Raw genomic sequence first — 22,256 nt, 5'->3', positions numbered from 1 at the left:
GGTGGTGCTTCGTGGTTCCGTTCCCTGCTTCGCCATGGCCTGTGGGGCCGACCGTGCCAACTGTAGTGCGGACGGCCGTGGCGGCCTGCTGACAACCGCATGTCAAGTGCGTACGGAACTCGGAGGTAGGACGCAGCGGGACTCCGCTTGGTTGCCCCGCGACCGTCCCTCATCGCGACAAGTAGCACCTTTCCGGTCAACAACTGATCATTCAAGATCGCTCCTGTCAGGACCGGGGGCGGGTTGTCAGTGGCAAGTGGGAGGATGCATCCCGTACGGGTGTGACGGGGCAACAGGTGCCCGCCCGCTCGTGCTTGTACGTGTCGACGCGCCCGTGCGCGGTGGGGAGGGTTCCTGCCGTGCATCCGGGCAGAAGGGACCGCGGACGAGATGCAGATCCGGCTGACCGTCCTCGGGCCGCGCAGCGGCCGAGCGGGGCGCACCTGCGACGTGCTGGTCACCGCGCCCGCGGGGACCCCGCTGAGCGCGGTTTCCGGAGCGCTCGCGTCCGGAGCCGGCTCCGGCCAGCCCGCGCGCTCCTCCGGCTCCTCCGTAGCGCTCTACTCGGGCGCCGAGCGGCTCGACCCGGGCGCCCTGCTCGGCATGCCCCCGCTCGTGGACGGCGCCGTGCTGTCCCTGCACACCCCCGCCGAGCAGCACGCGGAGCCGCCGGCGGACGCGGCCGCCCCGGCCCGGCTGTGCGTCATCGGCGGTCCGGACTCCGGCGGCGTCCATCTGCTGCAGGGCGGCCAGGTCAGGATCGGCCGCTCCGCCGAGGCCGATGTCCCGCTGGACGACCCCGATGTCTCCCGGCTGCACTGCACCGTCACCGTCGCCGATGACGGCCGGGTCACCGTCGCCGACCTCGGCTCCACCAACGGCACCACCGTCGATGACCGCCCCGTCGGGGAGCGGCCGGTCGCGCTCTCCCCCGGCGCGCTGCTCCGGCTCGGCGAATCCACCCTCTACCTGGAACCCGGCTCGCGCGGCGCCCCCGTCCCGGCTGCGCCGGACGGCGAGGGCCATCTGCGGGTCACCCTCCCCCCGGGCAGCGCACCCGGGTCCGTACGGGCCGCCGGCGGCCACGGCTCCGGCCCGCACCCCGGCCCTCGGCCGGAATCCGCGCCCGCCGACCGACGCGCCCCCGAAGCCGCCGCCACCCCGCCGCGGCCGCTCGCCCCGCCCGCCGCCGCGCCCTCGCGCCGGCTGGACACCCCGAGGAGCGGTTCGCACGGGTACGCGGGCCAGGCCGAGGGGACGGACCAGGCGGCGACGTACGGCCGCGGCGAGCGGCTGCGGCCGGACGACACGGTGCAGGTACCGAAGCCGCCGCAGCCCGGTGCCGGTCGGGTCGCCGGGACCATAGGAGCCTGGGCACGGCGGCTGGCGGCCGGCCGGGCCGGGAACGGCACGGCGGGCCAGGGCGCGGACGGCGCGCGGCTGGCCGCCGAGGCGGCCGCGCTGCGGGAGCGCTGGCCGGATCCGGCCACCGTGCTGCTGACCGCGCTGGGCCCCGGCCGCAGGCTGTGGGAGCGCGGATCCGACCACCCGGACGCCCTCACGCTGCGGCTGGGCACGGCCGACCTGCCGTCGGAGGACGGCGCGGGCACCCTGCGCGCCGTCCCGTTCACCGTCGACCTGCGCGATCCGCACACCTTCGCGCTCGGCCTGGCCGGGCCCCGGCCGCGACTGGCCGGGCTGGCCCGCGCGGTGCTGGCGCAGGCCTGCGCGCTGCACTCCCCCGGCACGCTGGAGCTCGTCCTGATCAGCGCGGACCGCTCGCGCGGCGCCGAGCAGCGGGCCGACGAGTGGTCCTGGCTCAACTGGCTGCCGCAGCTGCGTCCCGCACACGGCCAGGACTGCCGGCTGCTGCTCGCCTTCGACCGCGAGCAGGCCGCCGCGCGCGTCACGGAACTGGCCCGCCGGCTGGAGGACGGACCGCTGGGCCCGGGCTGGGCCGGAGCCGCGCCGCAGGCCGTCGCCGAGGCCGCGGCCCACCGCGAGGGCCCGTACACCCTCGTCGTCGTGGACGGCGACCCCGGTTCCGCGGCGCTGCGCGACACCCTCGAACGGATAGCGGCCGCCGGTCCCTCGGTCGGGATGCATGTGCTGTGCCTGGCCGAGTCCCCGGACCGGCTCGCGGCGGAGTGCGGCGCCGTCGCCCAGCTGTCGGGCGATGTGGCGACGACCCTGCGGATGGATCCGTACGGGCCCGCCCAGGTCGTCGTCGACGCGGTGTCGCCCGCGTGGGCGGAGCGTTTCGCGCGGGCGCTCGCGCCGCTGCGGGAGACCGACACGGCGGCGCCGCGCGCCCGCAACGCGCTGCCGCGCACCGTACGACTGCTGGACGCGCTGGATCTGGCGCTGGCCACCCCCGCGAAGATCACCGCCCGCTGGGACGGCGCCCCGGACGACGGGGGTACCGAACAGGCCGGGCGGGACGGCGCGCGGCAGGGCCTCACCGGGTACGCACGGGCCGGAGGCCGCGCCCTGGCGGTGCTGGGCTCGGGCTCCGGCGGCCGGGTCGTCGTGGACCTGGCGGCCGAGGGGCCGCATCTGATGGTGGGCGGCGCCGCCGGTTCGGGGAAGACCGAGCTGCTGCGGTCCATCGCCTCCGCACTGGCCGCCGCCGAACGGCCGGACCGGCTGGCGCTGGTGCTGGTCGACGGCGCGGGCACCGAGCGCGGCGAGGGGCTGCGCGCGGTCACCGACCTGCCGCATGTCTCGACGTACCTGGCGGCCTCCGACCCCACCCGGATGCGCGAGTTCGCCCAGGCGCTCGGCGCGGAGCTCAAGCGCCGCGAGGAGCTGCTGGGCGGCCAGGGCTTCGGGGAGTGGCACGCGGACCGGATGGTGACCGTGCCCAGGCAGTCGACGGCGCGTGGCGACGGCCTGCGGGGCGACGGCCGCAAACCGTCCGAGCAGGGCGCGCTGCGCGTCCAGACCCGCAGCGACTCCGCCCTCCCCCGGCTGGTGGTCGTGGTCGACGATTTCGACGCGCTGGTCGCACCGGGGCTCGGCAGTCCGGGCCGCCCGGCGGCCGGTTCCGTCGTGCGGGCGCTGGAGGCGGTGGCCCGCGAGGGCGAGCGGCTCGGCGTGCACCTGATCGCGTCGACCGGGCGCCCGGAGCGCACCTCGGGGACCGAGGCGGACGAACGGTCACGGCTGCGGATCGCGCTGCGCACCGAGGATCCCGCGTCGGCCGCCCTGCTGGTCCATGTCGAGGACCCGGCGGGGCTGGACGAGGAGCTGCCGGGCCGCGGCTATCTGCGCCGTCCCGGCGGCGCGGTGGCGCCGTTCCAGGCGGGCCGGGTCAGCGGCCGCATCCCCAGGACGGCGACGCTGCGACCCACGGTCGTGCCGCTGGAGTGGGAACGGATGGGCGACCCGCCGACCCGGCGACCGCTGCGCGAGCTCGGAAACGGGCCGACGGATCTGGCGCTGCTCGCCAGCGCGCTGCAGCGCGCCGCCGAGTCCGCGGGGGCGGGCCCGGCCCTGCCGCTGGTGTGACGGAGCGCGGCCGCCGGCGGTCCGGACATGTGACCGCCGGCGCGCCCGATATGTGACCGTGTGACGGATGCGCGACCGTCGGGTGCGGCGGATCGCGCGGGGGGCCCAAATTCCGGTGATTAAACCCCTCTGACGCCGCATCACGCCAAGGTCACGATCAACCCCTATACCCCGCCCATGCCCTTGCGTCGTCGATCGGCGCGGGCGTAGGACAGACGGACCGGACCGAGGGGATGAGCAGATGCGTACATTCAGCACGCGCGCGCACAACCACCAGGCACGAACCACATTGGCCGTTGTGGCGGCCGCCGCGCTGGCGTTCACCGCGGCCGGCTGCAGCAGTGACAGCAAGAAGGACGCGGGGCCGTCCTCCGGCGCTCCGTCGGCCTCCTCGTCGGGGCTCCAACTGCCCGACCTCAAGGGCCAGAAGCTCGAAGTGGCCGCCGTATGGACCGGCGCCGAGCAGAAGAACTTCCGGAACGTGCTCGACGAGTTCCAGAAGCGCACCGGAGCGACGGTGACGTTCGTCCCGACCGGCGACAGCACCTCCACATTCCTCGGGACGAAGATCCAGGGCGGGGCGCCGCCGGATGTGGCGTTCCTGCCGCAGGTCGGTGTGTTGCACCAGTTCGCGGACAAGGGCTGGCTCAAGCCGCTCGGCCCCGAGGCCCAGGCGCAGCTGACCAAGAACTTCTCGAAGGGCTGGCAGGATCTCGGCGCCTACCAGGGCAAGCAGTACGGGGTCTACGCCAAGGCCGCCAACAAGTCGCTGATCTGGTACAACACCGCGGCCTTCCAGCAGGCGGGCGCCACGGAGCCGAAGACCTGGGACGACTTCCTGAAGACCGCGGAGACGGTCTTCGAGTCGGGCACTCCCCCGGTATCGGTGGGCGGCGCGGACGGCTGGACCCTTACCGACTGGTTCGAGAACGTCTATCTGAGCCAGGCCGGGCCCGAGAAGTACGACCAGCTCGCGCAGCACAAGATCAAGTGGACCGACCCGTCCGTCAAGGACGCGCTGACCACGCTGGCCGCCCTGTTCGGCAAGAAGGACCTCCTCGCGGGCGGCCAGACCGGCGCGCTGCAGACCGACTTCCCGAAGTCGATCAGCCAGACGTTCACCGGCACCCCGCCCGGTGCCGCGATGGTCTACGAGGGCGACTTCTCCGCCGCGGTCATATCCTCCAGCACCAAGGCGAAGGTGGGCACGGACGCCAAGGTCTTCCCGTTCCCGGCCGTCGGCAGCGGCAAGGCGCCGGTGGTCAGCGGCGGCGACGTGGCCGTGGCGCTGAAGGACAGCAAGGGCGCACAGGCGCTGTTGACCTTCCTCGCCTCGACCGACGCGGCGCAGGTGTGGGCGAAGCCCGGCGGCTATCTGTCGCCGAACAAGTCGCTGGACCTGTCGGCCTATCCCGACGACGTCACCCGCGGCATCGCCAAGGCGCTGATCGCGGCCGGCGACGACTTCCGCTTCGACATGTCCGACCAGGCGCCCGCCGCCTTCGGTGGCACCAAGGGCGAGGGCGAGTGGAAGGACCTGCAGGACTTCCTGGTGAAGCCGACCGATGTGGCGGGCGCCCAGGCGAAACTCGAAGCGGACGCCGCCAAGGCGTACAAGAACTGAGGCGTCGGTGGCCTCCACAGTGACCACGGGGGGCGCGGCCGCTCCCGGCCCACCCCCCGTGAAGCGCAAGAGTCTGATGGGCACCCGCCCCTGGGTGGCGCTGGCCTTCCTGCTGCCCGCGCTGGTGCTGCTCGGCGCGCTGGTGCTGTACCCGATCGGGTACACCGTCCAGCGCAGCCTCTTCGACGCGGACAACTCGGCGTTCGTCGGTCTGAAGAACTTCGGCGAGGTCTTCAGCGACCACGGCAATCTGACGGCCGTCAAGAACAACGCGATCTGGGTGGTCATCGCCCCGGTGGTGGCCACCGCGCTGGGCCTGATCTTCGCGGTGCTGACCGAACGGGTCTCCTGGGGCACGGCCTTCAAGCTCGTCGTCTTCATGCCGATGGCGATCTCGATGCTGGCCGCCGGGATCATCTTCCGGCTGGTCTACGAGAACGACCCGGACCGCGGTGTCGCCAACGCGGTCGTGGTCGGGATCCATGACACGTTCGCCGAGGCGTCCGCCTATCCGGGTGCCAGACCGCGCCCGAACGCCGATCTGGCGCCGTCGGCGGGCGGCTCGTTCACCACCAAGGCGCAGGCGCAGCCGGGCACGGCGGCGGCGCTGCCGCTGATCGGGATCCCGCAGAACAAGCTGCCGGGCGGGGCGCAGGACGCCAAGGCCGCCGCGCCCGCGGCGGACGGCGGGGTCTCGGGCACGGTGTGGCTGGACTTCAAGCCCGGTGGCGGCGGCACGACCGGTGCGATCGACCCGGGCGAGAAGGCGCTGCCCGGCGTCAAGGTCGAGGCGGTGAAGGACGGGAAGGTCGTCGCGTCGGCGAAGTCCGGTGACGACGGTACGTTCTCGCTGCCGGCGTCGGCGGCCGGCGCCCGACTGCGGCTGCCCGCGTCCAACTTCGCGACGCAGTACAACGGGGTGGACTGGCTGGGCCCGAGCCTGGTCACGCCCTCGATCATCGTCTCGTACATCTGGATGTGGGCGGGCTTCGCGATGGTGCTGATCGCGGCCGGCCTGGCGGGCGTGCCGCGTGAACTGCTGGAGCAGGCACGGGTGGACGGCGCGAACGAGTGGCAGGTGTTCCGGAAGATCACCGTTCCGCTGCTGGCACCGGTCCTGGTGGTGGTCCTCATCACGCTGATGATCAACGTGCTGAAGATCTTCGACCTCGTCTACATCATCGCGCCGGGCGCATCCCAGAGCGACGCCAACGTGCTCGCCCTGCAGCTGTACCTGAAGTCCTTCGGCGGCGGCAACGACCAGGGCGTCGGCAGTGCGATCGGCGTCCTCCTGCTGCTGCTCGTCCTGCCCGTGATGATCTTCAATATCCGGCGGCTGCGCAGAGAGGCACGACGATGAGCGCGATCGCGGCGAAACTCGCCTCCTGGGTCAGCGGGGGCGCGGTACGCGTCTTCCTCATCGTGGTCGCGCTCTTCTGGCTGCTGCCGACCATCGGTCTGCTGCTGTCCTCCCTGCGCGACCCGACGGACATCGCGGCGTCCGGCTGGTGGAAGGTGCTCAGCGCCCCTTCCCAGCTCACCGTCTCCAACTACAAGTCGCTGCTCAGCAACGACACCGTCGTCAACTCGCTGGTCAACACCATCCTGATCACCGTCCCCACCACGCTGCTCGTCGTCGTGATCGGCTCGCTGGCCGGCTACGCCTTCGCGTGGATGGACTTCCGCGGCCGCGACTGGTGGTTCCTGGCCGTGGTGGGCCTGCTGGTGGTCCCCGTCCAGGTGGCGCTGATCCCGGTCGCCCAGCTCTTCGGGAACATCGGGATCTTCGGCGACATCACCGGCGTCGTGCTCTTCCACACCGCCTTCGGCCTGCCGTTCGCGATCTTCCTGCTGCGGAACTTCTTCGCCGAGATCCCGCGCGAACTGCTGGAGGCGGCACGGCTGGACGGCGCCGGTGAGCTGCGGCTCTTCACAACCGTGATCATGCCGCTGGGCGGGCCGGCCATCGCCTCGCTGGGCATCTTCCAGTTCCTGTGGGTCTGGAACGACATGCTGGTGGCGCTGATCTTCGCCGACAGTGACTCACAGCCGATCACCGTCGCCCTGCAGCAGCAGGTCAGGCAGTTCGGCAGCAACATCGACATCCTCGCGCCCGGCGCGTTCGTGTCCATGGTCATCCCGCTCGTGGTGTTCTTCGCCTTCCAGCGGCAGTTCGTTTCGGGGGTGATGGCCGGCGCCGTGAAGTAGTCCGCGCCCACCCGCGGGAAGCGCACCCCAGGACGCCGTAACCAGATCACTCTCCGCGACGTTGCGCCGCATATAACGGGCACAGGCCGCGTACGTCATTGTTCATCCGATAACCGAGCAATCCTCGTGTGTACGCGGGCGCCCGTCCACAGCGCCCGCGTCAACACCTGGATGTCCCTTGCCCCGGTTCAGCGTCATCGTTCCCGCCTACAAGGTTCAGGCCTATCTGCACGACTGCCTGGAATCCGTAACGACCCAGTCCTTCACCGACTTCGAGCTGATCGTGGTGGACGACGGCTCACCGGACGGCAGCGGCGAGATCATCGACGAGTTCGCCGACCGCGACCGCCGGATCACCGCCATCCACCTCCCCGAGAACATCGGCCCCGGCCACGCCCGCAACGCCGGCCTGATCCGCGCCACCGGCGACTACCTGCTCTTCCTCGACGGCGACGACACCCTCGCCCCCGGCTCCCTGCTGACGATCGCGGACCGCCTCAAGGAGACCGGCGGTCCCGACGTCCTCGTCTTCGACTACGAGCGCAGCTACTGGAACGGCGAGACGCGGCGCAACGGACTGGCCGGGCACCTGAGCCAGCGCGGCCCCGAGACGTTCACCCTCGGCGACCGCCCGGAACTGCTCCAACTCCTCACCGTCGTCTGGAACAAGGCCTACCGCCGGGAGTTCACCGAGCGGGTGGATCTCACCTTCCCGCCCGGCTACTACGAGGCCACCGCGTGGACGTACCCGGCGCTGCTGGCCGCCGGAACCGTCGCCGTCCTGGACCGGGTGTGCGTCCGGTACCGGCAGCGCCGCCGCGGCACCGTCCTCGGCACCACCAGCCGCCGGCACTTCGACATCTTCAAGCAGTACGACCGCGTCTTCGCCTTCCTCGACGACCACCCCCGGCTGGAGCACTGGCGGCCGGCCCTCTTCCGCCGGATGCTGGACCACCTCACCACTGTCTACAACTCCCCCGACCGGCTACCGCGTTCGTCGCGCGCCGACTACTTCAAGCGGTGCCGCGCCTACTACCGCCGACACCGCCCGCGGACCTTCCGCGCCACCCCGTTCGACCGGCCGGGAGTGCGCTACCTCCTGGTGCGCCTCGGGGCCCGCCGCGCCTTCCAGTCGCTCGGCGGCGTCCACCGGACGCGGCTGCGCGCGCAGGCCCGGGTGACCGCCGGCTACGCCCGGATCCGTGAGGCGGCGCTGCGGCTGCACTACCGCCTGCAGCGGCGCCGCGCCCTCGACCAGGAGCTGGCGGTCTTCTCCGCGTACGAGGGGCGCGGCTACGTCTGCAACCCGGCCGCGATCGAGACCCGGCTGCGCGAGCTCGCACCGCACATCCGCACCGCCTGGGTCACCACCCCGGAGCACGCCCACACCCTGCCGCCGGGCGTACGCCGCCTGCAGCCGGGCTCGGCCGCGTACTGGACGGCGATGGCCCGAGCCAAATACCTCGTCACCAACGACCACCTGCACCCCCGCTACGCCAAGCGCGCGGGCCAGCTCAACCTCCAGACGCACCACGGCACGCCCCTCAAGCACATGGGGCTGGACCTGCGGGACTTCCCGGCCGCCGCCAAGGGAACCGACTTCGAACACGTCCTCGCCCAGGCGGACCTCTGGGACTACAACCTGTCGTCCAACCGCCACTCCAGCCTCACCTGGGAACGCGCCTACCCGTCCGGCTTCACCACCCTGGAGTACGGTCAGCCGCGCAACGACGTCTACCAGCGGGCGACCACCGACGACGTCCTGCGCATCCGCGCGGAACTGGGCATTCCGCGCGACTCCACGGCAGTGCTCTACGCGCCCACCCACCGCGACTACCGCACCGGCTTCCACGCCGATCTCGACATGGAGCGCATCGCCCGCGAACTTGGCCCCGGATTCACGGTCCTGATGCGCACGCATCACCTCTACGACACCGGCGCCCAGCACGCTGCCGGACAGCCGGCCTTCCTCGATGTGTCCCGGCACCCGTCCGTCGAGCAGCTGTGCCTCGCCTCGGACGTGCTGCTGACCGATTACTCGTCGCTGATGTTCGACTACGCCAATCTCGACCGGCCGATCGTCATCCATGCCGAGGACTGGGAGGTCTACCGTGCCTCGCGCGGAGCCTACTTCGACATCACCGCGCACCCGCCCGGCCTCCTCGCACGCAGCGAGGACGAGTTGATCGACATTCTCGCGACCGACGCCTGGCGCGGGCCCCGCTCGGCCCAGCTGCGCGCCGCGTTCCGCGAACGCTTCTGCCCGTACGACGACGGGTACGCCGCGGAGCGCGTCGTCCGCCGGCTCTTCCTGGAGAACCGCGGAGACACCCTCCCGGCGGTGATCCCGCTCCAGGACCGCCGCCCGGCACCCGCCCCCGGCCATGTGCGCGCGCTGTCCAGCCGTCCGCACACCGGAACCCTTTCCGCCTCACTCGCGCCCAGCTGAACGGAACACCCATGGAAGCCCCCACGAAGCCCACCGAGCAGCTCCCCACCCCCACCCGACTGGCAGAGGTGAAGGGCTGGTTCTTCCCGGCCGACCAGCTGCTCTTCGACTGGCTCCTCAGCCGTCAGCAGGAGCTCACCGAACCGGGCGACCTGCTCGAAGTGGGGGTGTACATGGGCAAGAGCGCCATCTTCACGGGCTCCTACCGACGCGAGGGCGAGCGCTTCACGGTCTGCGACCTGTTCGACGCACCCGCCGAGGACACCGCCAACAGCGCCGAGATGGCCAAGTCGTACTCCACGCTCACCCGGCGGGCGTTCGAGGCGAACTACCTCTCCTTCCACGAGGAGCTGCCGACGGTCATCCAGGGCCTGTCCTCGGTGGTGCCCGACCATGTCACCGCCGACAGCTGCCGGTTCATCCACATCGACGCCTCGCACCTCTACGAGCACGTCCACGCGGACATCGCCGACGCCCAGGACCTGCTGGAGGCGCACGGCGTGGTGGTCCTCGACGACTTCCGCGCCGAGCACTGCCCCGGCGTCGCCGCCGCGGCCTGGCAGGCCGTGACCACCGGCGGACTGCACGTCATCTGCATCACCGACCGGAAGCTCTACGGCACCTGGGGCGACCCCGCGACCGTGCGCACCGAGCTGCTGGCCTGGCTGGAGACCCGCGAGGACCTCTGGCACGAGGTGCAGACCGTCGCCGGCGAGCCGCTCATCCGCATCAACGGGCGGAAGGCCGCCCTCCCCGCACAGCCCGCCTCCCGCCACAAGGTCAGCATCCCGGCCCAGGCCGCCCCCGTGGACAGCCCGGCGCCGTCGCCGGCGGCGCCCGCGAAGCGCCGCCGCTCCCCGCTGCGGCGCTTCGCGGTCAACGTGCTGCCGCCGTTCATCACCAAGGCACTGGTGGGGCGCCGCGGCTGACAACCGGGCAGGGCGGCATACGCGGCTGTCTCACTCCCCGCTGTCAACCGGCTACGCTGTGTGGACCAGATCGCCACGCCGGGTCGCGCAGGCCCGGCGACGGGAGGGGACGGGCTCGTAGGCGTGGGGTCCGAAATGCTGCCGTGTATTTGTGGGCCGCCAGGCCCGTGAATACACGATTTCGGACCCCCACGGCGGAGAGACCGGCCCCGGCACCCGCACCCGGAAAGGCCCGAGCCTCCGTATGACGCCCCGACTGACCGTCGTCGTCCCCGTCCACAACGTCGAGCGGTACCTGGAGGAATGCCTCCGGTCGGTCGCGGAACAGACGCTGGACGCACTCGATGTGGTGATGGTCGACGACGGTTCCGCGGACCGCGCTCCGGAGATCGCGCGGCACTTCGCCGAGAACGACCGACGCTTCCGACTGGTACGAGCCCCGCGGCCGGACACCCGGGGCCTCGGCCATGCCCGCAACACCGGCGCCGCGCAGGCAGATCCGCGCACCACGTACCTGACGTTCCTCGACGGCGACGACACCCTCCCGCCCCGCACGTACGAAAAGCTGGTGAATCGGCTGGACCGCTCGGGCGCGGACCTCGCGACCACCTTCCGGACCACCGGAACCAGTACCGGCACCGGCACCGGCACCGGCACCGGCACCACCCACATCACCAGAGACCTCGCCCTCCTCTCCGACCGTTCGGCGAAGAACAAGGTGTTCCGCCGCACCTTCTGGGACCGCCACGCCCTCGCCTTCCCCGAGGACGTCCGCCACGAGGACAGCGCGGTCACCATCCGCGCGCACTTCCTCGCCGAAGCCGTCGACGTCCTGCGACAGGACGAACGTGGGCACCTCCCCCGCGAGCGCTCCCAAAACCTCCGCCGCACCGACGTCCAGAACCTGCGGGACCGCTTCACGGCGGTCGACGGCGTCAGCCGGTTCCTCGCCGACCCCGGCAACACGCCCTGGTCCGCGCAGAAGTCCGCGTACAAGAGGGAGTACGACCGTTCCGTCCTGAGCAACGACCTGCCGGCCTGCGCCGGGGCGCTGCCGATGGCCGGCGCCGAGTACCGCGAGGTCTTCATGGACCGCGCCCGGGACTTCCTGGCCCGCGTCGACCCGGCCCTCCAGGGCGAACTCCCGGTGGGGCTGCGGATCATGTGCCATCTCATTCGTGAGAACAGGCTCGGTGACCTGCTCGCCGTGCTGTCCCACGAGGAGCGCAACCGCGAAGGCTTCACCGTCGCGGGCCCGCCGCTGCGCAGGCGCGCGGAGATCCCCGCAGGCATCGACGCGGACGCAGGCGCAGGGTCGGGCACCGGCACCGGCACCCGTGGAACGACGATCCGGCTGCCGTACGAGGTCGCCGCGCTGTCCTCCGACGACCTCCCCGTACGGTCCCGCCTCCTGGAATCGCGCTGGCAGGACGGCAAGCTCGTCCTCAAGGGCTACGCGTACATCCGGAACCTGGACGCCTCCGTCAGGCGCAGGTCACTCAAGACCGCGGTCCTGACGTCGGGCCGCCGCAAACTCCTGCTCCCGGTGCGTACCGTCCCGGTCCCGGAGGCCACGGACAGCTCGGGGCAGGAGCAGCACTGCTACGACTGGTCCGGCTTCGAGATCACCGTCGACCCCCAGCGGCTGCGCCGCCGCGGGCGGTGGGCCGCGGGTCAGTGGCGGCTCGCCATCACCGTGGCGACCTCCGGCGTCGTCAGGACCACCGAGGTGCGCGCCGGGGACACCGGCTCGGGCGCGTCACCGGTGCCGCACCCGCTGGAGGACGGACTGCGCCTGGTCCCGTGGTTCGAGCACGGCCGGCTGCGGCTGTCGGTCGAGCCGGCCGCGGTCCGGCTGACCGGCCACCACGCGCTGGACGACGACACCGTCGAGCTGCTCGCCACCAACAGCGGCCGGGAGCAGCCGCGCACGCTGCGGCTGACCCACCGGGTCTCCGGTGCCACCTTCGAGTACCCCGCCGTCTGCCGTCCGGCCGGCTCCGCCGGAAGGCCAGCAAGCCTCGTCACCACCCGGTTCTCCCTCGCCGACCTGGCGGGCGCCCGCGCCGCTGTCACCGACGGCCCGGCGGGCGCCGACTCCGGGGCGAGCGACGCATGGGACGTCGCCTTCACCCTGGCCGACGGGACGGCGCGGATCGCCGCCGGCCCGCCGGTACCCCGCGGCCGGTACGCGCTCGGCAGCGACCCCCGGCTCGGCGGGCTCCGCCGTGAGCTGGTCGTCGGGGCCACCGCCGCCGGTGACCTGGAGCTGCACGACCGTACGCCCCGGCCGGTGGCCGACCAGGTCGTCCTGCGGGCAAACGGCTCGCTGGTCATCGAGGGCGAGCTGCCGTCCAAGACTCCCGCGGGGGCCGAGCTGGTGCTGCGGCACGGCACGCACCGGGCGGAGGCCGTGTTCCCGGTCACCGCCGACGGGGACCGCTTCAGCGTGACCGTACGGCCCGCGGAGGCCGCGCCCGCCGAGGGCCACTGGTACCTCCACCTGCGCACCGAAACCCCCGGAACCACCGGGACCACCGGGACCACCGACGGCACGGACAACACCGGCACCACCGAAGCCCCCGTGCACGTCGCCCGCTGCGCGTTCCCCGCCCTCCCGCTCCCCATTCAGCCGCCGGACAGCGACCGGTCCCTCGCCCTGGACCGCCGCTTCCACGACCAGCTGTTCCTGGCCGCCGGTCCCGCCGTGGCGCCCGAGGACCGCGGCCCGTACCGCGGGCGCCTGCTGCGCGAGCGGCACTATCCGCAGGCCCGCGGCCGTACGCTGCGGGACACCGTGCTGTACAGCAGCTTCGACGGCCGCCAGTACTCGGACTCGCCGCGCGCCGTGCACGAGGAGCTGGTGCGCCGCGGCGCCGCGCTGGACCACCTGTGGGTGGTCGGCGACACCCGCGTGCAGCTGCCGCCCACGGCACGCGCCGTCATCCACGGCAGCGCCGCATGGCACGAGGCGCTCGCCCGCAGCCGTCATCTCGTCACCAACACCCACCTGCCCGCCTGGTTCGAGCGGCGCGAGGGCCAGCGGGTCGTCCAGACCTGGCACGGCACCCCCGTCAAGCGCATCGGCCAGGACCTGGCCGGCACCCTGTGCGCCGATCTCGCCCACCTGTGGCCGCAGCCCCGCCGCGGCCACCAGTGGGACGTGCTGATCTCCCCGAACCCGTACAGCACGCCGCTGCTGCGCCAGGCGCTCGGCTACGACGGTGAGGTCGTCGAGACCGGGCTGCCGCGTACCGATCTGCTCTTCGCCGACGACCGGGACAAGCTCGCCGAGGAGGTCCGCGCCCGGCTCTGCCTGCCGGCGGGCAAGCGGGTCGTCCTGTACGCCCCCACCCAGCGCGACGACCGGGTGTACGACAACCGGCACTACCGCCTGGAACTGGCCCTGGACCTCGCCGCCGCCGAGTCGGCGCTCGCCGCCGACCACGTCCTCCTGGTCCGCGCCCACCCGCTGGTCGCGGACCGGGTGCCGGTCGGCGGCGGCGGCTTCGTCCGTGACGTCTCCGGCTACCCGGATCTGGCGGAACTGCTGCTGATCGCGGATGTCCTCGTCACCGACTACTCGTCGGTGATGACCGACTTCGCGAACACCGGGCGCCCCATGCTCTTCCTCACCCCGGACCTGGACCACTACCGGGACACGGTCCGCGGCTTCTACCTCGATTTCGAGGCCCAGGCGCCCGGCCCGCTCCTGCGCAGCACCGCCGATCTCGTCGGCGCGCTGCGCGATCTGGACACCGTCACCCGGCAGAGCGCGGAAAACTACGCCCGCTTCCATGCCGCCTTCTGCCCCCTCGACGACGGCTCGGCCGCCTCCAGGGTCGCTGACCTGCTGCTTTCCGATCACCGCTGAGGGGCGGCCCCGTGCGGTGCCGGTCGGCCCTGGTGTTTGCGTTCACCGCGCTGCTAGCGTTCATGAACACTGCCTCCCGTTCAGGTCGGCTCAGACAGCGCCGCCCCGCCGCCGGTCTCAGCACCGGGTGGCCCGTCATCACTCAGCGTTCATCCCGTTCATCCCAGAGAAAGCTACTCCGGCTGATGTCCGACACCTCGCAGGACCGCAAGAGCACCGCCGACGCCAACTACACCGAGCGTCTGGCGACGCTGGAAAAGGCCGGTATCAAGCGGCTGCTTCCCACGCAGGCCCCGTACCGCTGGAACCTGCGCCGCCTGAAGCTGGGCCGGGTGCTCGACATCGGCTGCGGACTGGGCCGGAACCTGCAGAACTGCGGGCCGGACAGCGTGGGCGTGGACCACAACCCGACGTCGGTGGCGACCGCCCGTGAGCGCGGCCTGACCGCGTACACCCCGGAGGAGCTGGCTGAGGCGGCGGACTGCGGGCCCGGTTCCTTCGACAGCCTGCTCTGCGCGCACGTGCTGGAGCACCTGGACGAGGACGTCGCGTCCGGCCTGCTCGCCCAGTACCTGCCGTATGTGAAGCCCGGCGGCTCGGTGGTCCTCATCACCCCGCAGGAGGCCGGCTACCGCACCGACGCCACGCATGTGCGCTTCATCGGCTTCGAGGAGCTGCGCGCCTACGCCGCCGAGGCGGGTCTGACGACGAAGCGCACGTACTCCTTCCCGTTCCCGCGCGCCGCCGGCAAGGTCTTCCCCTACAACGAGTTCGTCCTGGTCTCCACGGCTCCGACGGCCTGACAGGCCGGACCCCGCGAACCACCCGCGCCCCCGCCCACCCGGTCCGCCGGGAGGGCGGGGGCGCGGTTGTGAGCGCCCGACGGCGCGGCTCCGCGGAGCGTTCGTCATGGCCGGATTCCCGTGCCATGCACAGGAGTTCGGACCGATAGCATCGTCCCTCGATCGCCGATCGGGGGTGCCGGACATCGCCAGCAACGACAGCGGCAACGCGCTCGGCGCGCTGCGTCCGGAGGATCCGCGCGAGATCGCCGGGTACCGGCTGCTCGCCAGGATCGGCGAGGGCGGCCTCGGCCCGGTCTATCTGTCGCACACCCCGGGTGGTCAGCCCGTGGCCCTGAAGGTGGTCCGCCGCGAGTACGCGCGGGACGGGGAGTTCCGCCGGCGTTTCCAGCAGGACGTGCGGGCCGCGCGGGACGTGCGGGGCTATCACGTCGTCCCGGTCGTCGGCCACGACGCCACCGGCGACCGGCCCTGGCTGGCCACCGCCTACGTGCCCGGTCTCTCCCTCGACGACGCGCTCGCCTCCTTCGGGCCGCTGCCGCTGCCCGCCGCCCTGCAGCTGACCGGCTGCGCCGCCGACGGGCTGCGCGCGGTGCACGCGTGCGGGGTCGTCCACCGCGATCTCCGGCCCGGCAACATCCTGCTCAGCGACGACGGTCCCTGGCTGGCCGACTTCGGCATGGCCGGGGCCGCCGAATCCACGCGGCTGACGCGCGGCGGCGCCCTCATCGCGACCCCGCAGTACATGTCGCCCGAGCACGCCAACGGCGACGCCCTCACCCCCGCGACCGACATCTTCTCGCTCGGCCTGGTCGCCGCCGTCGTCGCGACCGGCCGCCACCCGTACGGCGACGGCGGACCGGGCGGTCCCATCAGCATCGCCACCCGGATCGCCAACACCGCCCTCCGGCCGCCGGACCTGTCCGGTTACCCGGACCTGCTGCGGCCGGTGCTGGAGCGCTGCCTGACAGCCGACCCGGCCGCTCGGCCCGCCCCCGCCGAGCTGGCCGAACTGTGCGAGCGGGCCGCCGGACGTCAGCTGCGCGACTTCGCCGACTGGCTTCCCGAGCCGCTGACGGCGGAGATCGCCCGGCGCAAGGAGGAGGCCCAGCGGCCGCCGGAGCCCGTGGCCCGCACCTCGTTACCGCAATCCCCCGGAACCTCCTTCGGAACCTCCCCCGGGCACCTGTTGGGCCCGGCCGTCTCCACCTGGTCCAACTGGGGCACCACCACACCCGACATCGCGCCGGTGGGCGGCAAGTACCGCCAGCAGACGCTGCTCGCGATCGCCGGCAGCGTCGTCGCCCTGCTCCTCGCGGTGACCCTGACCTTCGCCTTCCTGCGGAACAGCGACAACGGGCCACCGGCCACGCCCTCACCGGCGCCCGGCGCCTCGCGATGCTGCACGACCCCGGCGTCACCCCGCCTCCCATAGCGCGAATACACGCACCGGGCCGGCGGGCGGGGGCAGACGAACGCCGGCCGGGCCCCGGGGTACGGGGTCCGGCCGGCGTTCATGGTCCTACCTGGGTGCGGGCCTGTCCGGCCGCCGCCTCAGCGGCGGGCGCGCAGCAGCGTACGGAACGTCCGCATCGCGACCGACAGGTTCGCGAGGTCGAACTCCTCGGAGCCCTGGATCTCCTCGAGGGTGGTCCTGGCGCGACCGATGAGCGCCGCGTTCTGCTCCTCCCACGTCTTGAACCGCTGCTCGGGCGTCGAGGTGCCGTTCCCGGCCGACAGCACGTCGGCGGTGAGCGCGGCGTGCGCCGCGAAGAGGTCCTCGCGGATGGCCGCACGGGCCATCGACTGCCAGCGGTCGGCCCGCGGCAGTTCGATGATGCGGTCCAGGAGCTGGGTGATCTGCAGCCGGTCGGCGAGGTCGTAGTAGATCTCGGCGACCTCCAGCGGGTCCTTGCCGGTGCGGTCCGCGACATCGACGATGTCGAGGGCCGGGAAGGCGGAGGAGAAGCCCGCGACCCGGGTGGCCAGCTCCTCCGGGACGCCCGCGCCGGTCAGCTCGTCATGGATGCTCTGGTACCACTCCAGGTCGGCGCCGCGCGTCAGCTTCGGCAGCTGGGACCAGACGGTGGACACCCCGTCGCGGAAGAACTCGATGGTCTCGGCGATCTGCAGCGGCTGCGGCCGGTTGTTGAGCAGCCAGCGGGTGGCGCGCTCGACGAGGCGGCGCGAGTGCAGCCGGATGCGGGTCAGCACATCGGCGTCCACGACGTTGTCGAGCGCCTCGACGTCGTCCCAGATCCGGGAGAGTCCGAAGATCGCGCGGGCCGCGGTGTGCGCCCGGACGATCTCCTCGCCGGTCGCGCCGATCTCCTCGCGGAAACGGTGCAGGAAGGTCGTACCGCCGGTGTTGACGGTGTCGTTGACCAGCATCGTCGTGACGATCTCGCGGTGCAGCGCGTGGTTCTCGATCTGCGGCTCGAGCCGCTCGCGCAGCGGCTTGGGGAAGTAGTCGTGCAGCAGGGTGCGCAGGTACGGATCCTCCGGCAGCCCGGTGTCGATCAGCTCCTCCGCGACGGTGATCTTCGTGTAGGCCATCAGCACGGACAGCTCGGGCTGGGTCAGACCCTGACCGTTGGCGAGCCGCTCGCGGATCTGCCGGTCGGTGGGCAGGAACTCCAGCGCCCGGTCGAGGCGGCCGTCGCGCACCAGCTTGCGCATGAAGCGCTGGTGGGCGTGGAGCAGGCTGGAGGCCTGTGCCATGCCGTTGCCGAGCGCGACGTTCTGCGCGTAGTTGTTGCGCAGCACGAGGCTGCCGACCTCGTCGGTCATCGCGGCGAGCAGCGTGTTGCGCTGCTTGACGGTCAGATCGCCGTCCGCGACCACGCTGTTGAGCAGGATCTTGATGTTGACCTCGTGGTCCGAGGCGTCCACACCGGCGCTGTTGTCGATCGCGTCGGTGTTGATCCTTCCGCCGTTGAGGGCGAACTCGATCCGGCCGAGCTGGGTCAGCCCCAGGTTGCCGCCCTCGCCGACGACCTTGACCCGCAGGTCCGCGCCGTCGACGCGGATCGCGTCGTTGGCCTTGTCGCCGACGTCGGTGTGCGACTCGGTGGAGGCCTTGACGTAGGTGCCGATGCCGCCGTTCCAGAGCAGGTCCACGGGGGCCTGCAGGATCGCCTTCATCAGGTCGGCGGGCGTCATCTTGGCGACCTGCGCCTCGATGCCGAGCGCCTTGCGGACCTGTGCGGTGATCGGGATGGCCTTGGCGCTGCGGGGGTGGATGCCGCCGCCCGCCGAGATCAGCGAGCTGTCGTAATCCGCCCACGAGGAGCGCGGCATCTCGAACATCCGGCGCCGCTCGGCGAACGAGGTCGCCGCGTCCGGGGTCGGGTCCAGGAAGATGTGCCGGTGGTCGAAGGCGGCGACCAGCCGGATGTGCTCGCTGAGCAGCATTCCGTTGCCGAACACGTCGCCCGACATGTCGCCGACGCCGACGACCGTGAAGTCCTCGGACTGCGTGTTGTGGCCCACCTCGCGGAAGTGCCGCTTCACCGACTCCCAGGCGCCCTTGGCGGTGATGCCCATCTTCTTGTGGTCGTAGCCGACCGAGCCGCCGGAGGCGAACGCGTCACCCAGCCAGAAGCCGTAGCTGACCGCGACCTCGTTGGCGATGTCGGAGAAGGACGCGGTGCCCTTGTCCGCGGCGACGACCAGGTACGTGTCGTCCTCGTCGTGCCGCACCACGCCGTTCGGCGGGACGACCTCGCCGCCCACCAGGTTGTCGGTGATGTCGAGCAGGCCGGAGATGAAGGTCTTGTACGAGGCGATGCCCTCGGCCAGCCACGCGTCCCGGTCCACGGCCGGGTCGGGCAGCCGCTTGCCGACGAAGCCGCCCTTGGCGCCGACCGGCACGATCACGGTGTTCTTGACCATCTGTGCCTTGACCAGGCCCAGCACCTCGGTACGGAAGTCCTCGCGCCGGTCGGACCAGCGCAGGCCACCGCGGGCGACCTTGCCGAAGCGCAGGTGGACGCCCTCGACCCGCGGCGAGTACACCCAGATCTCGTACGCCGGGCGCGGCGCGGGCAGGTCCGGGATCTCCTGCGGGTCGAACTTCATCGACAGGTAGCTGTGCGGCTGCCCGTCGTCACGGCGCTGGAAGTAGTTGGTGCGCAGCGTCGCCTTGATGAGGGTGAGGAAGGACCGCAGGATGCGGTCCTCGTCCAGCGAGGCGACCTGGTCGAGCGCGCCGTCGAGCTCCTCCAGGAGCCCGTCGGTCAGCTCCTTGCCGGCCCGCTGGTGGTCCGGGGACATCCGGGCCTGGAAGAGGTTCACCAGCAGCCGGGTGGTGTGGACGTTGTTGCGGAGGGTGTCCTCCATGTAGTCCTGGCTGAAGGTGGAGCCGGCCTGCCGCATGTACTTGGCGTAGGCGCGCAGCACCATGGCCTGGCGCCAGTTCAGCCCGGCGCGCAGCACCAGGGAGTTGAAGCCGTCGTTCTCCGCCTCGTCGGTCCAGGTCGCGGCGAACGTCTCCTGGAAGCGCTCGCGGGCGTCGTCGCCGAGATCACCGAGGGAGGGGTCGAGCCGCAGGCCGAAGTCGTACACCCAGGCGCGGCTGTGGTCGGTGCGGCGCAGCTCGTACGGGCGCTCGTCCACGACCTCGACGCCGAGCTTCTGGAGCACCGGCAGGACGGCGGAGAGCGAGACGGGAGCGCCGGTGCGGTAGATCTTGAAGCGGCGCTCTCCGGGGGCCGCGCCGACCGGCTCGTACAGGCTGAGGGTGAAGTCGCCCTCGGGCTTGAGCTGTTCGATGTGCTGCAGGTCGGCGACGGCCGAGCGGGGGGTGAAGTCGGCCCGGTAGCCGTCGGGGAAGGCCTGGGCGTAGCTGCGGGTCAGCTCGGCGGCCCGCTCCTCGCCGCATTCGGCGGTGAGCGCCTCGGCGAAGCCGTCGGCCCAGGAGCGGGCGGCCTCGACGAGCCGGGCCTCGATCCGGTCGATCTCGGCCTCGGTGAGGTCGTCGAGGGCCGTGCCGGGCGCCACGCGGACGACGAAGTGCAGCCGGGAGAGGACCGATTCGGTGTTCCAGGCGGTGAAGTCGACGCTGTGCCCGCCCAGCTCCTCCTGGAGGATGTTGGTGAGCCGCAGCCGTACGGCCGTGGTGTAGCGGTCGCGGGGCAGGTAGACCAGTGCGGAGTAGTAGCGGCCGTACTCGTCCTGCCGCAGGAACAGCCGCAGCCGGCGGCGCTCCTGCAGGTACAGCACGCTGGTGACGATGGAGCGCAGCTCGTCGGCCGGGGTCTGGAAGAGCTCGTCGCGCGGGTAGGTCTCCAGGATCTGGAGCAGGTCGCGGCCGTCGTGGCTGTCCGGGGTGAAGCCGGCGCCCTCCAGCACCTCCTCCACCTTGCGGCGGATCACCGGGACGCGCCGCACCGACTCGGTGTACGCGGCCGAGGAGAACAGGCCCAGGAAGCGCCGCTCGCCGATGACGTTGCCCTCGGCGTCGAACTTCTTCACCCCGACGTAGTCGAGGTAGGAGGGCCGGTGGACGGTGGAGCGGCTGTTGGCCTTGGTGAGGATCAGCAGCTTGTGCTCGCGGGCCTTGGCCCGCGCGTCGGCCGGCAGCCGGTTGAACGACGGGGAGCCGGGGTGCGTGCCGTCGTCCCCGTGCAGGGGGTCGGAGCGCAGGATGCCCAGCCCGGTGCCGGGCACGGCCGCCAGGACGTCCTCACCGGTGCCGTCCGGTCCGGGGTCGGTGATCAGCTCGTACTCGCGGTAGCCGAGGAAGGTGAAGTGGTCGTCGGCGAGCCAGCGCATGAGCTCCCAGGCCTCGCCGACCTCCTGCTCGGGCAGGGGCGGCGGCGTCGCGGCGAGCTCCTCGGCGATCCGGAGCGTGGCCTCGCGCATCTTCGTCCAGTCCTCGACGGACTCGCGGACGTCGGACAGCGCGCCGCGCAGATCGGCGGTGATCTCCTTGAGGTCGTCGCGGTCGGTCTCGCGGTCGATCTCGACGTGGATCCAGGACTCGGTGAGCGCGTCGTGCGGCAGGTTGTCGGGGGCGCCGCCGTTGTCGTGCGCCGAGCAGCCGGAGCCGATGACCTCCAGTAGCTTCCCCGTCACGTCGCGGCGCACCACGATCTGCGGGTGGACCACCACATGGATCGCCCGGTTGGCCTGCGACAGGGCGTTGGTGACCGAGTCGACGAGGAAGGGCATGTCGTCGGTGACGACCTCCACGACCGTATGGCTGCAGGTCCAGCCGTTCTCTTCGACCGTCGGGGTGTGGACCCGGACATTCGCGGTGCCCTGTGGGCGTACCTCTGCGAGCCGGTGGTGGGACAGCGCCGCGCCGAACACGTCGACCGGATCGCGGTCGAGCAGGTCCTCCGGTGCGCTGTGCAGGTAGTAACGCTGGAGGAACGCGGTCAGCGCCTCTGCATCGAGGCCCTGGCCGGGGTGTCCCCCTGCCGGGCTGTTCTCAGCTACCCGGGCCGCCCGTGCGAGCAGCTCGGCCTTGGCTTCGTCCAGCTTGGTCTGCATGTCCTCTGACTCCTGTCGCGCGCCGTTGCGTGACGTCGGGTGATGGCGCGGCGTCCCGAGACGCGGGTTCACCGCTACGGGACGACGCTATGCCGGGATACAGGTGCGTCGTACCGTTGTTTACGGATCGGACAAGCCTGCAGGGATCAACGCTGATCACGCAGTAAGGCTATCGCTCCGGCCGGGGGGGCTGTCAGGGGACGCCTCTGTACAAAAGCAGGCCGGATTCTTGGACCAAATGGACAGCGCGCAAACAGCGGGGGTCCGATCCGGTCACGCGGACGGGCCCCCTTGGCAAACCGGGACACCGGGTGCACGTTGGGGCGAACAAACATCCCGCATGCCCCCTGTTCGGAAAGGC

The 22,256-nt window shown here is 71.9% G+C and carries 10 protein-coding genes; 9 read left to right on the top strand and 1 reads right to left on the bottom strand.

Annotation, left to right across the window (positions count from 1 at the left end; all coding sequences use genetic code 11):
- The first annotated feature begins 390 nt into the window (after window positions 1-390).
- The 9 genes from AC07DC_RS11535 to AC07DC_RS11495 all read left to right on the top strand — a co-directional run bounded on the left by AC07DC_RS11535 (window position 391) and on the right by AC07DC_RS11495 (window position 16,832).
- Complete coding sequence (locus AC07DC_RS11535) at window positions 391-3,510, top strand: FtsK/SpoIIIE domain-containing protein (RefSeq protein ID WP_478914186.1); 3,120 nt, start codon at window positions 391-393, stop codon at window positions 3,508-3,510.
- Window positions 3,511-3,751: 241 nt separating this feature from the next.
- Window positions 3,752-5,134, top strand: a complete 1,383-nt coding sequence (locus AC07DC_RS11530; protein ID WP_478914185.1) for an ABC transporter substrate-binding protein — start codon at window positions 3,752-3,754, stop codon at window positions 5,132-5,134.
- 76 nt (window positions 5,135-5,210) lie between these two features.
- Window positions 5,211-6,494, top strand: coding sequence for a carbohydrate ABC transporter permease (locus tag AC07DC_RS11525; protein WP_478914612.1), 1,284 nt, complete (start codon window positions 5,211-5,213; stop codon window positions 6,492-6,494).
- Window positions 6,491-7,342 carry a carbohydrate ABC transporter permease gene (locus AC07DC_RS11520; RefSeq protein ID WP_478914184.1) on the top strand — a complete coding sequence of 284 codons (852 nt, stop codon included), beginning with the start codon at window positions 6,491-6,493 and terminating at the stop codon, window positions 7,340-7,342. The genes AC07DC_RS11525 and AC07DC_RS11520 overlap by 4 nt, the downstream gene beginning before the upstream one ends.
- Before the next feature lie 178 nt (window positions 7,343-7,520).
- The gene (locus AC07DC_RS11515) at window positions 7,521-9,791 is read left to right on the top strand and encodes a bifunctional glycosyltransferase/CDP-glycerol:glycerophosphate glycerophosphotransferase (protein WP_478914183.1); all 2,271 of its coding nucleotides are present in this window, start codon (window positions 7,521-7,523) and stop codon (window positions 9,789-9,791) included.
- 11 nt (window positions 9,792-9,802) lie between these two features.
- Window positions 9,803-10,720 carry a class I SAM-dependent methyltransferase gene (locus AC07DC_RS11510; RefSeq protein WP_478914182.1) on the top strand — a complete coding sequence of 306 codons (918 nt, stop codon included), beginning with the start codon at window positions 9,803-9,805 and terminating at the stop codon, window positions 10,718-10,720.
- Between the two features lie 244 nt (window positions 10,721-10,964).
- Window positions 10,965-14,594 carry a bifunctional glycosyltransferase/CDP-glycerol:glycerophosphate glycerophosphotransferase gene (locus tag AC07DC_RS11505; protein WP_478914181.1) on the top strand — a complete coding sequence of 1,210 codons (3,630 nt, stop codon included), beginning with the start codon at window positions 10,965-10,967 and terminating at the stop codon, window positions 14,592-14,594.
- Between the two features lie 185 nt (window positions 14,595-14,779).
- Entirely contained in the window at window positions 14,780-15,397 is a 618-nt protein-coding gene (locus AC07DC_RS11500; RefSeq protein ID WP_478914179.1) for a class I SAM-dependent methyltransferase, read from the top strand.
- 175 nt (window positions 15,398-15,572) lie between these two features.
- The gene (locus tag AC07DC_RS11495; RefSeq protein WP_478914177.1) at window positions 15,573-16,832 is read left to right on the top strand and encodes a serine/threonine-protein kinase; all 1,260 of its coding nucleotides are present in this window, start codon (window positions 15,573-15,575) and stop codon (window positions 16,830-16,832) included.
- Window positions 16,833-16,951: 119 nt separating this feature from the next.
- Here the strand turns inward: AC07DC_RS11495 and AC07DC_RS11490 are convergent, their stop codons facing one another.
- Window positions 16,952-21,895: an NAD-glutamate dehydrogenase gene (locus AC07DC_RS11490; protein ID WP_478914175.1), complete on the bottom strand. Its 4,944-nt coding sequence runs from the start codon at window positions 21,893-21,895 to the stop codon at window positions 16,952-16,954.
- Window positions 21,896-22,256 lie beyond the last annotated feature (361 nt).

The organism is Streptomyces sp. NPDC045021 (genome assembly GCF_056432645.1).
The sequence above is the reverse complement of the archived record's forward strand: the minus strand, read 5'-3'. Positions and strand labels throughout refer to the sequence as shown.

Bases quoted from the DNA above. Each gene is read 5' to 3' on its own strand.
- AC07DC_RS11520 (WP_478914184.1), top strand. From the start codon at position 6,491: ATGAGCGCGATCGCGGCGAAACTCGCCTCCTGGGTCAGCGGGGGCGCG.
- AC07DC_RS11500 (WP_478914179.1), top strand. From the start codon at position 14,780: ATGTCCGACACCTCGCAGGACCGCAAGAGCACCGCCGACGCCAACTAC.
- AC07DC_RS11525 (WP_478914612.1), top strand. From the start codon at position 5,211: ATGGGCACCCGCCCCTGGGTGGCGCTGGCCTTCCTGCTGCCCGCGCTG.
- AC07DC_RS11530 (WP_478914185.1), top strand. From the start codon at position 3,752: ATGCGTACATTCAGCACGCGCGCGCACAACCACCAGGCACGAACCACA.
- AC07DC_RS11535 (WP_478914186.1), top strand. From the start codon at position 391: ATGCAGATCCGGCTGACCGTCCTCGGGCCGCGCAGCGGCCGAGCGGGG.
- AC07DC_RS11505 (WP_478914181.1), top strand. From the start codon at position 10,965: ATGACGCCCCGACTGACCGTCGTCGTCCCCGTCCACAACGTCGAGCGG.
- AC07DC_RS11490 (WP_478914175.1), bottom strand. From the start codon at position 21,895: ATGCAGACCAAGCTGGACGAAGCCAAGGCCGAGCTGCTCGCACGGGCG.
- AC07DC_RS11510 (WP_478914182.1), top strand. From the start codon at position 9,803: ATGGAAGCCCCCACGAAGCCCACCGAGCAGCTCCCCACCCCCACCCGA.